Source organism: Lacrimispora brassicae, from assembly GCF_054772055.1.
Genome location: NZ_BRYH01000026.1, coordinates 18,030 through 31,384 on the forward strand (window position 1 = coordinate 18,030; position 13,355 = coordinate 31,384).

Annotated in this window: 14 protein-coding genes; 8 read left to right on the forward strand and 6 right to left on the reverse strand. The window is 41.7% G+C overall.

The features are described 5' to 3' along the window. Window positions 1-6: 6 nt before the first annotated feature. The 6 genes from ACYVD3_RS13260 to ACYVD3_RS13285 all read right to left on the reverse strand — a co-directional run bounded on the left by ACYVD3_RS13260 (window position 7) and on the right by ACYVD3_RS13285 (window position 8,483). Window positions 7-1,500 (reverse strand): sugar ABC transporter ATP-binding protein, encoded by a 1,494-nt coding sequence (locus ACYVD3_RS13260; protein WP_460643001.1) that lies wholly within the window; start codon window positions 1,498-1,500, stop codon window positions 7-9. Further along, window positions 1,497-3,605, reverse strand: coding sequence for a BadF/BadG/BcrA/BcrD ATPase family protein (locus tag ACYVD3_RS13265; protein ID WP_460643002.1), 2,109 nt, complete (start codon window positions 3,603-3,605; stop codon window positions 1,497-1,499). The genes ACYVD3_RS13260 and ACYVD3_RS13265 overlap by 4 nt, the downstream gene beginning before the upstream one ends. 4 nt (window positions 3,606-3,609) lie before the next feature. Further along, entirely contained in the window at window positions 3,610-4,725 is a 1,116-nt protein-coding gene (locus tag ACYVD3_RS13270) for an ROK family protein (RefSeq protein WP_460643003.1), read from the reverse strand. A 285-nt stretch (window positions 4,726-5,010) separates the two neighbouring features. Beyond that, window positions 5,011-5,712: a DUF3793 family protein gene (locus ACYVD3_RS13275; protein ID WP_460643004.1), complete on the reverse strand. Its 702-nt coding sequence runs from the start codon at window positions 5,710-5,712 to the stop codon at window positions 5,011-5,013. A gap of 333 nt (window positions 5,713-6,045) precedes the next feature. Further along, on the reverse strand, window positions 6,046-6,498 hold the full coding sequence (locus ACYVD3_RS13280) for an FMN-binding protein (RefSeq protein ID WP_460643005.1): 453 nt from the start codon (window positions 6,496-6,498) through the stop codon (window positions 6,046-6,048). Beyond that, window positions 6,495-8,483 (reverse strand): methyl-accepting chemotaxis protein, encoded by a 1,989-nt coding sequence (locus ACYVD3_RS13285; RefSeq protein WP_460643006.1) that lies wholly within the window; start codon window positions 8,481-8,483, stop codon window positions 6,495-6,497. Before ACYVD3_RS13285 ends, ACYVD3_RS13280 begins: the two co-directional genes overlap by 4 nt. A 220-nt stretch (window positions 8,484-8,703) precedes the next feature. Here ACYVD3_RS13285 and ACYVD3_RS13290 point away from each other — a divergent pair, with 220 nt between their 5' ends. The 8 genes from ACYVD3_RS13290 to ACYVD3_RS13325 all read left to right on the forward strand — a co-directional run bounded on the left by ACYVD3_RS13290 (window position 8,704) and on the right by ACYVD3_RS13325 (window position 13,341). Further along, window positions 8,704-8,988, forward strand: coding sequence for a hypothetical protein (locus ACYVD3_RS13290; protein ID WP_460643007.1), 285 nt, complete (start codon window positions 8,704-8,706; stop codon window positions 8,986-8,988). A gap of 166 nt (window positions 8,989-9,154) precedes the next feature. Next, window positions 9,155-9,445: a hypothetical protein gene (locus ACYVD3_RS13295; RefSeq protein ID WP_460643008.1), complete on the forward strand. Its 291-nt coding sequence runs from the start codon at window positions 9,155-9,157 to the stop codon at window positions 9,443-9,445. A gap of 39 nt (window positions 9,446-9,484) precedes the next feature. Then, the gene (locus tag ACYVD3_RS13300; RefSeq protein ID WP_460643009.1) at window positions 9,485-11,200 is read left to right on the forward strand and encodes a motility associated factor glycosyltransferase family protein; all 1,716 of its coding nucleotides are present in this window, start codon (window positions 9,485-9,487) and stop codon (window positions 11,198-11,200) included. Window positions 11,201-11,243: 43 nt separating this feature from the next. After that, complete coding sequence (locus ACYVD3_RS13305) at window positions 11,244-11,492, forward strand: hypothetical protein (protein WP_460643010.1); 249 nt, start codon at window positions 11,244-11,246, stop codon at window positions 11,490-11,492. Continuing rightward, window positions 11,449-11,775, forward strand: coding sequence for a carboxypeptidase-like regulatory domain-containing protein (locus ACYVD3_RS13310; protein ID WP_460643011.1), 327 nt, complete (start codon window positions 11,449-11,451; stop codon window positions 11,773-11,775). Before ACYVD3_RS13305 ends, ACYVD3_RS13310 begins: the two co-directional genes overlap by 44 nt. Continuing rightward, complete coding sequence (locus tag ACYVD3_RS13315) at window positions 11,772-12,071, forward strand: hypothetical protein (protein ID WP_460643012.1); 300 nt, start codon at window positions 11,772-11,774, stop codon at window positions 12,069-12,071. The genes ACYVD3_RS13310 and ACYVD3_RS13315 overlap by 4 nt, the downstream gene beginning before the upstream one ends. Before the next feature lie 15 nt (window positions 12,072-12,086). Further along, entirely contained in the window at window positions 12,087-12,350 is a 264-nt protein-coding gene (locus tag ACYVD3_RS13320) for a hypothetical protein (RefSeq protein ID WP_460643013.1), read from the forward strand. Window positions 12,351-12,360: 10 nt separating this feature from the next. Then, window positions 12,361-13,341: an NAD-dependent 4,6-dehydratase LegB gene (locus ACYVD3_RS13325; protein WP_460643014.1), complete on the forward strand. Its 981-nt coding sequence runs from the start codon at window positions 12,361-12,363 to the stop codon at window positions 13,339-13,341. Window positions 13,342-13,355 lie beyond the last annotated feature (14 nt).

Consider the following 13,355-nt stretch of genomic DNA (forward strand, 5'->3'; position numbering starts at 1 on the left):
TCTCCTCTATACATCAAATATCTTATCCATAATTTCCTGAACTGTAAGATTGTCATTATTCAACTCACTAACAATCGTTCCATCTCTGACTACCAGTACCCGGTCTGCAACACGGATCACTTCCTCTAAATCGGACGAAATAAATATGACCCCTATTCCCTGTCCTGAGAATTCCTCTACGGTATGAAAAATGTCTTCCTTTGCCGCAATATCAATTCCTTTGGTAGGTTCGTCATAAATAATCAAATCCATATCCTGATTCAGCCATTTGGATACTACAACCTTCTGTTGATTGCCGCCGCTTAAGTTTTTTACCTTCTGTTTTACATTGCTGATCTTAATTCCCAGTTTCTTTACTGCAAATTCAGCGAATTCTATTTCTTTCCCTTTATTCAGGAAACCTGACGTCTTAAACTTTTCAACCTGGACGGCCGTAGAATTTTTATAGATTTCCTGTCCCAGTATCAGGCCAAGATGTTTTCTGTCTTCCGGAATGAAACCGATCTTATGGTGAATCGCCTGTTTAGGCGATCTTATCTTTACAACTGTTCCATTTCTTAAAATTTCACCCCGGTCACAATGGTCCACTCCATAAATCAGATTAATGATCTCCGTTCGTTTAGAACCGACCAGGCCGGCAATTCCTACCACTTCACCTTTATGAACTTTAAAGGATACATCTTTTACCACATTTCCCCGGCCAAGATTTCTGACCTCCAAAACTGGCTCGCTGGTATAATCTGCATGAAAAGTCTGTTTTTTTCCTGCAATATTGCTGTTGTCAATGCCAGTCATCAACTGAGTAATTTTTTCTTTTGTAAGATCCTTTACATCATAGCTTCCCACCATAATGCCATTTCTCATAATGCTGGCGCTGTCACAATTTAAAAAGATCTCATCTAAGATATGTGATATATAAATAATACTTTTCCCAGCTTCTTTTAGCTTTGCAATAATTCCGAAAAGGCTTGCTTTCTCATTATTAGTAAGTGAGGTTGTAGGCTCATCCATGATAATGATCTCAGTATCACAGGATACTGCTTTCATAATCTCTACCATCTGCTGCCTGGCAATGCTCAGCTTAGACACAATCGCATTTGCAGGAATATCAAATGAAAAACGCCGGCAAATATCTTCATATTCTTTTTTCATCTCTTCTTTTTTTAAAAAGACACCGGATACCACTTCCCTGCCAAGAAAGATATTGTCAATTACCGATAGTGTAGGTACCAGACTTAGTTCCTGATAGATCACACTAATGCCTGATTGTTTTGAATGATAACTGTCCTTAAAATTTATCTTATCTCCTCTTAAGTAAATATCACCTTTGGATGGTGCATGAACACCGCCCAGTATTTTAATCAATGTAGATTTTCCTGCACCATTCGCACCTAAAAGAGCTCTCACTTCCCCTTTTTCCAGTGAAAAATCAATATCATTCAACACTTTTACAGTTCCAAAATCTTTATATATGTGCTTCATCTCTAATATCCGCTTCATTGCATTTCACCCCTGCTTCCAAAGCAATGATAGACTGCCTCAATATTTTCTTCCGGTGCCGATAGAATATTCCAGGATAACACAAAGCCTTTGATATTGGTTTGAGACAGAGTATTAATAGTATCTTTTATATATTCCGGATCCGCCGGTACAACATCCTTAATTCTGTTGACCTCGATCCCGCAATATACCGGTATATCCATTCCTTCCATAATCTCCAGTTCTGATTTCACAAAATCCAGATCAAACTGGTTCTCCCCGCCTGGCCTAATTCCAATCAGCTCATTAAACTCTCTCCTTACGGTATGGGTATCAATGGTCGTAGTACCAGACAGGAAGCTGTCATATTCAAATGGAAGTCCTGCCGGAGCACAAGTAATCCGATACATCATAGGTTTCATAAAATCTGTTAATCCTTTAAGCCTTGACAGATCCTGTCCAGTAAAATGTGTTAAAAAAGGTGATAGCACATCCATTCCGATCTTCAGACCCTGCCCCCGGAAGTAATCGGTAATTTCTTTTAACGAATCATAGATAAAATCTGCTTTGCAGTCAAAAAATTTTTCCCAGATGGGATTATCAAACCCATATCTTCCAGCTTCATAAGATAAGCATTTTAACGGGTGTCTGTCATAACCTTCCAGTCCATCAACAACTTTATCCATCTCCATACGTAATTCATCGGCATCCAGTTGTTTTTCCTCATACTTTTTCATACACTCAGGACAGAAACAGCTAAACACTCCGGTAATTTTATTGGAAAAAGAAGAATACCTGATTTTATCTAAAAATATTCCATCAAAGCCTACTTTACTAAAATGTTTTTCATAAATATGTTTTACACTTTCTCTGTTTTGCTTTACATTAGGGCAATAAAACTCAAAATTTTCTCCGTCCTTCAGCCGGTAACTTTTTACTTCTTCCCCCCGGAAATCCTGCAGGAAACTTACCGGTTCCAGTAATCCTGTCTCTGAAAAAACCGGCATCCATAAATATAATTCCGCCTGATACATATGTACCATTATTTTTATCTTTTTATATAGCTCCTCATCAACAAACCATCCGATAATTACCTTTGTTACCCTTATGTTTTCCAGTATTGGTTTTAATTTGCTTTCCACTTCTTCATAAGTAGTCTCTTTATTCAAATATCCTCCGGTAAATACCTGCAGGACAATTTCTTTCCCTTTATCCAGCAGCCGCTGTGCTAACTTTATCCCTCCAAAGGATGGCTTATTCTTCTGAATATAAAACTGAATATCCTGATCAGGAATTAATTGTCTGATTTCTGACTTAAGCATCTTTTGATAAACCTTGCTTTTTAATACTCCGCCTGAAAAAACAATCTTTGGGGACTCTGATAAATCCAGTTGTTTTACCATACCCACAACCTGACCAGCCAATTGTTTGGCTCCATCTTTTAAAATTTCAATGGATAATTCTTCCTGCTCTTCGGCTGCTTTTACAACTTCATAAGCTAAACCTGCAATTTCATGACTATCTTTAATTTCCGTCACCGTATATGGAAGCTCTGTATAACTTTCCGCCTGGAAATAGTCTCTGACCTGTTCAAATACAGGTGCATATGGGTAACAGTTATCACAATAAAGAAGAGTTCTCTTTAATATCTCGCATCCAATCCAATAGCCGGATCCAATATCACTGAAATGATATCCCCAACCTCCCGAACGTCTGACCTTCCCCTGTTTATCTATCCCCATTACGATTGAACCGGTTCCTGCAATCACTACAACTCCCGGTTCCAGTGTTTGAGCATAAAATGCCGGTACACCATCGTTACATAAATGAACATTGTTTTTTGTAAATCCCAGATTTAAAATCTGATCAAGAATCATCTGATAATCTTTATCAGAATCACATCCTGACATTCCAAATACTCCCATCAAAATATCATCAGGCATAATTTGATATTCTTCTTTCAGCCGGTCAATTCCTGTCTTTAGCTGGTCATAGGATTTCTCCCAGCCAACCGACTTGATACTGGTAGATCCAGTTGTAAAAGTATCTATCATGTTACCTTGCAGATCACTGATATAAAATTCTGTTTTGGTTCCTCCCCCATCTACTGACAATAAATATTTCATCTTATCAACCTCGTTTTTTATTAGATAATGAATAGGCAGAAGTGCTTTCCCTGATGCACATACGAATTACACCCTGAATACTGCTTTTACTTAAATCAGCCGCATTTACAATAAATGGAACATTGCTTTCATCCAACCAGTCGGACAGTTCCCGCTGTATCTTTCGGCAATCATGTTCTGTAAGACAGCTATGCTTCATTACGATGATTTCAGGATTCAAAACACAAATAACACTTAATAGGCCTTCAGTGATTGTCCGAATCAGCATATCTTTATACATCTCTTGCTCTGGCAGCCCCAATGATTGTTCAATTGCCTCACTGATCAATGATATTTGTGTTTCAAAGTTTCCTTTATACCTGCTTTCTTTTATAGGAAAATGCTGCTTCACCGGTATGTAACCTAACTCTCCGGCAAAGTTACTGAAACCTTTAAATAATGACCGGTTAATGATAAAGCCAGATCCAATTCCCTGGTCCAGATAAATCAATGCCATGTTTCTGACTTTATTATTCTGATACTCTGTAGTATAAATTCCTAACGTAGTCAGCTTAATATCGTTCTCAAGCAGAACCGGAAGCTGGTATTTATCTGATAAAATGCCCGAAATATCTTTCCCCTCCCAGGAAGGGATATTGGGAATATTAGTAATGGTACATTCCTTTACAACTCCGGGAACACCAATACCTATGGCTTTTATCTTATGATCACCACACTTTTCAATGAGGCTGTCCAGGGCAGCATAGGTATCTTCCATGATCTCTTCATAGATATCCACCCTGGCACGAAATTCCTGCTCGTAAATTAATCCACCTATGGAATCAGAAATGGCTCCAATATAATGATTCTTATAATAATAAAGCCCGATATAAAAATTTGACTCATGATTAATTTCAAAGGACGCTGCTCTCCTGCCACCGGTGGATTCGCTGGCTCCGCTGACTCTTACTTTCCCCTCTTGAATCAGTGTAGCTACTGTTTTATTTACTGTTACCAGACTTAACTGTGATTGTTTCGCTATTTCCGGTTTTGTGATTGGACCATTTCCGCGAATAATTCCTTCTACCACATCTTTATTTAATAATTTTATTACACTTGGTTTTCCAACCATCTCAGCCATAATTTAAACCACCTTGTACTTACTTTATAAACTTTATTAATTAAGTTACTCTAATTATAGCTGTTTTGATTATTATTGTCAACCTCCTATCTGAATTTTGTATATTATTCTCAAAACAAAGCCTCTGTTTTTATGCATTTTTTACAATTCAACAGATAGGATTTCAAGGTCATGCCTGTGCCGATTTCTGCCCAAAGGGCTTCAATTGGAAAAGTATCCATGCCCATGCTGCTTTGCAGAAAAAGGATATGATACGAAAAACATTTACAATCAGACCGTGGAACTTTATGGAGGGGAGGAGGATGCCACGGTAAGCTGCCAGACAGTCCTTCCATCCTCCCACAGACGCACATACACGGTCCTGCATTTCCGGTACCTGGCAAACAGCCGGGCAGCCTCCTGCTCATCGGCATATACCTTCCAGCAGCCGGTGCATTTGCAGTTTTTCCCCTCATTTTGGATAAACCCCACCACATCCTCTAAGGGATAGCCGAGAAAAACCCCGATCTCATGGGGAAATCCCCCTTCCTGGTTGAGACGCTCCTTCAGCCTGTTAAGAGCACCTTCCACCTCCATTTGCTCATAGCCGTAGGCCTTTAAAAACCTGCCCACTTCCGGCCGGCTTAAATCCGCCTGCAGATGGGATCTCCGGTAAACATAGATCAGGGCCTTGTTCCTTCGCCTGCATAGCACCTGGAGGGAGATGCCTTTCCCTTTTAGCTGGCTGTTTAAGACTGTCAACTGGTTTTCCAGTTCCTGTTCCGAGGAAAAGGTATGGTTAAACAGGCTTGCTGTCTTGAGGGATGCCAGTGTGGGAGAACAATATTCAATTAAATTCTTTTCAAGCAGCATATCCGTACCTCCGTCTGCTTTCCTGCTCCATGGAGATTCCTTTTGCAGAAAAATTTCTGTTATGATTATTATAAGCAGCATGGGCTTGGATACTTTTCCAATTTTTGTCAGAATTTCTTCATTTCTTTCATACATTCTTTATAACCTGGTCAAATTTCCTTCACAATTATCCTGTATGATAATATTATAAACATAAGAAAGCCAGAAAAAGTGGTCAGAGCGCTTACATATATGTTTTTACTAAGTCGGCAGAGTTGCCCTGAAAGGCTTCTTTGCCGGCTCAACCTAAAATATGGGCCGGAATTACTCCCCTTTATTTTCCGAAGCTTGAACAAAATATAGAATCAAGAGCCGCTGCATCACAGGTAAATACCTTGCTGCAGCGGCTCTTTTTCTTTTTTTACGATTTTTACGGTTTCATCGGCAATTAAGATTGGGGAAGGACCATAAGATCCTTCCCCAATAAATTTATTCTTCCATTTCAACGATACCAAGAGAAGTATCTCCTCTTCTTGCCTTTTCCATGAGAAGGGAGGCCATTTTCTGAAAATTACCTCCCGATGAAGAGGCTCCGCTTACAGTATCGATTCCCTTGTCGCTTTGGGCTGCCAGGAAGCTGGCGGCATAAGTCCGCGTATAACGGTTGGGATATGTTCCTTTTTGGTCGTTCATATTGCGCATATAGGCAATATCCCAGGATTTGATGAATCCACTTGCATTTTTGGCATTGTATTCAACCGTAACAATTTTGCCGCCGCTGATGCGGATGGTAACAAATTCCTTCCAGCCTTTGTTGTAATCCGACATTTCTGCCGTATAATAGCCGTCCTCCAGCCTGGTTTCCTTCTTTTTGCAGCCGCTTACGGAAAGTACAATCATAAGGACCAGGAAAATCATGAAAAAACCCTTTCTCAGTTTCATTCTATATCCCTCCCTTCAGAATGGGAATGGGAACGAAGGCGGAAACGTCCGGACATTTGCTCCAGGCTTTGGGCCTGCTGTGCCAGATCTCCGCTTAAGGAAGCCACATCCCTGCTTGATTCAAGGTTTTGGCGGGCCAGAAGGGATATCCTGGAGATGTCGGAAGACGCATTTTCCAGGCTGGACTTCTCATTTCCTACAAGCCTTGCCAAATCCTCTGTTATTTCATAGGTCTGCTTGGATATATCCGTCAGTTCATTTAAGAAACGGGCGGTTAAATTGGCATACTGGGATCCCTCTTCAATGGCCCTTTGGGAATTTCCGATCATTTCGGCCGTACGCTTTGAGGAATCCGCACTTTTTTCAGCAAGATCACGGATTTCATTTGCCACTACGGCAAAGCCTTTCCCTGCTTCACCTGCATGAGCGGCCTCAACGCTTGCGTTAAGAGCAAGAAGGTTTGTCTGGAATGCTATTTCCTCAAGGAATTTTGTGATTTTTGTTATTTCAGTTGCATTATGGCTGATATTCCTCATTGCCTGAAGGGTATTTTCCATGTGTTCATCACCCATGGACAGCTTTTCCATGGACTGCTCCATAAGCTCACGGGCAGTTCTTGCATGGTCATCCACAATGATAATGTCTCTGGATATGGAGTCTGTCTCCTCCACAAGCCTGTCAATGGACGCGGACTGATGGCCGGAGGACTCGTTCATAAGGCGGGCGCTTTGGGATACCCCCTGGGCTGCATGATTAAGGGTCTCTGCCGACTTCTGCAGATCGTGAATCAGTTGGTTGAGGAAATCGGTTATGTTGTGGATGGAGTCCTTCATGATCACAAAGTCTCCTGCAAACTGGTTACTGACACTGACGTCCAGATTTCCGGCAGAAAGCTGTTCCAGAGCATCTTGAAGCTGGGAAATGTATCCGTTCACCTTTTCAATGGTATCCTTTAAAGAACCGGAAAGGGTCTGGGCCTCATCCTTTGTAGTCATCACTTCCACTGGGCTTGTTAAATCCCCCTCCGCCAGCTTTTGTATCCGCTCCGTCACAATTCCCAGGGACTTTGAAATTTTTCCTGCAAAGCGGGCAATGAACCATATGGCAAGAAGGGTGAGGGTTAAGGTGATGCCTATATTGATCATAACGGCATTGTTTACGATACCTGTAAAGTCTGATTTTGGCGTTATAATGGCTAAATACCAGTTGGCTCCCCGTACAGGCGCATAGACCACAAGAGTGTCCTTTCCGTCCATGGACACAGATGCTGAACCGATCTTCCCTGATTTCATAGCATCAAAAACTTCCAGAAGCTTTCCATTGTCTTTATAAAGAGAGTATACATTCTCTCCGCTTTTAATAAAATCCGCATCCGGATAAGCCACTACCTGGCCGCTTCCGTTTATAACAAACGCATGGCCGCTGTAGCCGATATGTATACTGCTGATCACGTCGTCAAGCATATCATACTTATAGCTTCCCACCAGATAATAGGTGTTCTGCTTATCTGTGGTTATGGGCATTCCCACAGATATTTCAAGCCCTTTTTCCCCCATATAAGTATCTCCAATAACAAGGTTCTGGGTTTCCTGCATCATGTGAAATAAATCACCGCCGGAAATATCATCAGGGCTGTTTCCGTTGCCGGTGTACAGTCTGCCATCCTGGGTATAGAGAGCCAGCCAGACAAACTCTATGCCTGAAGCGGCCTTGTTAAGAACCTGGCGCTTTTCTTCCATGGTCGCTTCCTCTGATGACAGTTCATGATTTTCCCCAATCATAAATATACGGTCCGCCATAATATGTAAGTTGCTTTCAATGCTTTTTGAGGCGGTTTTAGCAAAGGGCATAAGAGTTTCCATCAATGTAGCATTGGTCAAAGACATAGCCGACACTGACAATACAATGGTCGTAACCGCAGAAATAATTATGGTAACAATCAATGTATTTAAAATGATCTTCTGCCGAATTCCTTTTAAATTCATAAATCCTCCTTTGTATTGTTACAAAAATAATTTAATACTTATAAGATAATATAACTGATTTCAAATAAAAAACAATAGTTTTGGTGAAATAAAAACCATTATTGGTAAAAAATGTCATAATTGAGGAGTCCTTAAGTCCTGACAGTCACCATCTGCTTCTGCGGACATACTATATATGAGAAATACGTATTTCTACAAATCGTTAAAAGGGGGCATCCTTATGGCTAACTATAAACCAATAGCAAAAACGATCTCTTCCGCTTCTGCAATTTCAGGAGTGCTGGTTCCTGCTAATCTTTCTACTACAAGCTGGGGGTTACTTTTATTAAGAGGTTCTGCATTATTCAGTAATACGATCCTGCGCAGCGGTGCTGTAGCGGTATGGGAAAGTACAAACCCCACCACTGCATCTCCAAGCCGGGAAACATTTACCGATGCAAATGCCATTTACGGCATTACCTGCCGAGCCGGAGTAAAGCTGATATTTAAGTTCTATGCTCAATAACTTTTAAACAGGCGCCTCAAAGGCCAAAATCCTACATCACGCTCACCAAATACCAGCGAGCTTTCGCTAATATGAAAATATCTGGCATGTATGGGATTTGGAAAGTAACCTTTGGGGCGCTTTTCTTGTAATAGATATCATTTATCACAAAGGAGGGGAAGAACGATTGGAAAAAATAATACTAACAGGCTGTCAGATCATTTGTTCCGGAATCGTGACAGCGGATATTACCTTATCAAATAACACGTATATATTAGTCACAGGAACCGTATACAGTCCCACAGGAAAGCCTCTGCCAAACGCTGCCGTTGAAATACGTTTTGTGGACGATTCCCGGATTCCTCCGGAAGAAAAAAGCTTAGGCGTGACCTTTACCCTTCATGATGGTTCTTATGGAATATCACTTCCCAGAATTAGCGGAAAGCAATACAAATTAATTGCTTATTCTCCTGTATAAACAGGAACAAAGGAAAGGCCAATGAACAGGGAGGTTATTATGAGAAAATATAAAACATTGGATGGTTATCACGTCTATGGGATAAAAAAAGATAAAAAGCTCTTTTTTTTGTCAGACCGGCTTGACTACGGAAAAGAGATAAAAAAATTACTGGACACCTTGGAAGACTTAAAATTTGACTCCCTGATTTTTTTGTTTGGGATCGATACAGGAGCATACATTCCTGCTATAAAAAAATTGCTTTGTGAAAGAAACAGAGTGATTATTTTTGAACCAAACCCTGAAATCTGTAAAAAATCCGGTTCCAAATCAGGGGATAATATTACCCTTGTTCCCTTTGAGGAAAACCAGGTGAAACAAATTTTTGACAATACCATTCATTTTAAAAATATCAATAACATTTACTTTTACGCATTTGGCAATTATTCCAGTGTTTATAAGGAAGAATACGGCCGTCTGGTCGAACTTTTGGATTGGACCATCATCAATGCGGCTTCTCAGGTGGATCTTGCAAAACGCTTTAAGAAAATTTTCATCCAGAATATGATTGCCAATATGAAAGCAATGAACCGGTGCACTCCCATCCACCGCTGCAGGCTTTCTAATCTTAACGTGCCCGCTCTTGTGGTATCCGGAGGCCCCTCCCTGGACTCAAACATCAGGGATATGGTCAGCCATAAGGATAAGCTTGACCGGTATTTTATCATTACCGGCAGCAGAACCGTTGAAGCTTTAAGGAAAAACGGGATTCTTCCCGATATGATCGTGTCTGTGGATCCGGTTGATGCAAACTTTGACATGATGAAGAACTGCCTGGATTTAGAAGCGCCTCTTGCTTTTTATGAATACAGCAACAGGTATTTAGTAAGGGATTATAAAGGGGACAAAATCTTTATCTCCCTCCTGTTTTCCCATACAGTGGAAGGCTTTGAAAATTACCAGGGAGTATTCTGCGGAGGCTCTGTGGCCCATGCCTGCATTGACATCGCAAACTTAATGGGCTGCTCTCCCATCCTATTCCTGGGCCAGGATTTTGCCCATACCTATGACAAACACCATGCAGACAGTGCGGTCTTTGATTATGATAAAAGCCTGCCCTACGGAGCCACGGCCGTTGCAAAGGATGTATACGGAAACCCGGTAGGAACTACCGTCACCCTGGATCATTACCGGAGAAGGCTGGAACACTACATCTCCCTTTATAAGGATCAAAAGCGGATCCGGTTTATCAATTGTTCCTATGGAGCGGAAATAGAAGGCGCGCCTCATCAGGAGCTTTCAGAGGTATTTAAGGAAGAAACAGCCTCCAGGCAAAAAAAGAATGTTATCCTAAGCCGGGAGATCCATATGGACGGCAAAAAGAATATAGACTCCCTTCTTGACTTCCTGAAGGAATACAGGATAAAGGCAATCCAGTGCCTGGAATTATGTGAAATCATACGTTCCGAAAACCAGACAAAATCTCTGATGGAGGTGGAGGAAACGGACATTGACTTACAACGGATCCTGTATATCCTAAAGGTTGTAAACGATTTTGAAAACCATAAAAACACCAAATATCTGGGAGGATATTTCAGTGAATTCGTCTTTGAAATGAAGGAAAAAACATTTCATATGCCTGCAAAGGATTATGACAGGCTGACTTCTGATCTGCAGCACCAGGCAAGGGTTTTTCAAATATATTTTGAAAGAATGAGAGAAATGCTGGAGGAAGTAAACGAAATCATTTTGGAGACCGTAACAGAATTCTATTGACCGCATATAGTTTAGTAAAAAATGGAGAAAAGGGGATAGGACCATGGAAGATGAAAGCAGAAACAAAGAAATCAATGATACCAAATATAAAGAAGTGGAAATCAATAAAATGATCATCAACGGGAAGGAACAGGCGGGAAACATTATTAATGCGGAGGATACCAAGGGGAAACAGGAAATAAATGTGACCGTATATACCCGCAGCATGACCGAAGTTCAAAAAGACGGAGGGAGGCATAATAAATTCTATGAACTGCTTCAAAAAGTCCTCTTTCATAATAAACGGAGCTAAACTCCAATCCCGCCCGGAATATCACTTTCGCATCCAGTTGGAAAAGCAGAACTTCCAGATCATCAATGGAACCGTGTACGGCCAGGACCAGAACCCCTGTGCAGGGGCTGCGGTCCGGATCACCCAGATCAACTGCAGGGACAATACCAGAAGCCTGTTAGGCTATACCGTGACGGATGAGAACGGGTACTATTTATTTTCCATTAAGGCAAAGGCTGATAATAAGTATGAATTAGCTGTGTACGCCCCTCTTCTCTCCCGGGGAAAGGAGGACCCCCATTGAGCGGATATACTGAAATCATTTTAACGCCAAAGCATTTTAAGAACCAAGACATTTTAAAAACCACCATTACCATGGAAAGATCTGAAGAGGTTTTACTGACAGGCACGATTTACAATTCACGTCAGGAAGCCATAGAAGGCGCTGTTGTCCGGGTCATAAAAATCACCCGGGAAAATCAGAGGGTGAGCAAAGGCTATGTGATCACCAACAAGTCCGGAGAGTTTGCCATAGCCGTGGAAAAAGACAAGTATGCTGATTATCAGTTGGATGTTTACGAACCGCTGATGACCAGTTAAACGGGGTTGCTCATTATGGAACAGATGAATCATGAATACCATATGGAAGGTATATTAATAAAGGGAAGGGTCCGTTATAAAGATTCCTGTCCGGTCAAGGGAGCTGTTGTTATTTTAGAAAAGCTTGTTCCTGCTTCTGATGAAATACCACAGGAACAAGGAATGAAAGGGACCTGCCTTGACCATGGGATCACCAATGAGCGGGGAGAATTCTGCTTTTCTATCTCAGATAAGATGAGCAGTTATAAAATAAAGGTTTTTGATAACCATCACAGGTAAGGGAGGAAGCATGAAAAAAGTTCTGGTTACAGGAGCAGACGGATTTATAGGCAGTCACTTAACGGAAACACTTGTGGAACAGGGGTATGAGGTAAGGGCGTTTACTTTTTATAATTCCTTCAATACCTGGGGATGGCTGGACTCCCTTCCTCATGGGATAAAGAAGGAGATCGAAATACAGGCCGGGGACATCCGGGATCCAAATGGCGTAAGAAACGCCATGACAGGGATGGAATCCGTCTTTCATCTGGCCGCACTGATCGCCATCCCTTTCAGCTATCACTCTCCTGATTCCTATGTGGATACCAACATCAAGGGAACTTTAAACGTTCTACAGGCCGCAAGAAGCCTTGGCACGGATAAGGTGCTGGTCACCTCTACTTCCGAGGTTTACGGCACTGCCAAATACGTTCCCATTGACGAAGCCCATCCCTTTCAGGGACAATCGCCCTATTCGGCTACAAAGATCGGAGCTGACCGGCTGGCGGAATCCTTTTACAGAAGCTTTTCCCTTCCTGTCACCATTGTCCGGCCCTTTAATACCTACGGACCGAGACAGTCTGCAAGGGCTGTCATACCGGACATCATCAGCCAGCTATTAACAGGGTCCAGGGAGATACGCCTTGGCAGCCTGACACCCACCAGGGATTTTAATTATGTGAAAGATACCGTAAACGGGTTTATAGAAATAGAGAAATCAGAGAAAACCCCAGGGGAGGAAATCAACATTGCCAGCCAGAAAGAAATCTCCATCGGCGACCTTGCAGGGGAGCTGATCAGCCAGATCAATCCCCAGGCCAGAATCATCTGCGAGCCTCAAAGGCTGCGCCCTGAAAAAAGTGAAGTAAACAGGCTTTTGGGATCAAATAAAAAGCTGAAAGAGCTTACGGGCTGGAACCAGGAATACAGCCTTTCCCTTGGCCTGGAAAAAACCATCGCCTGGATGGAGAAAAACCTGGATAAATATAAGGCAGGAATCTATAACCTTTAGAAACAAATCAGGTG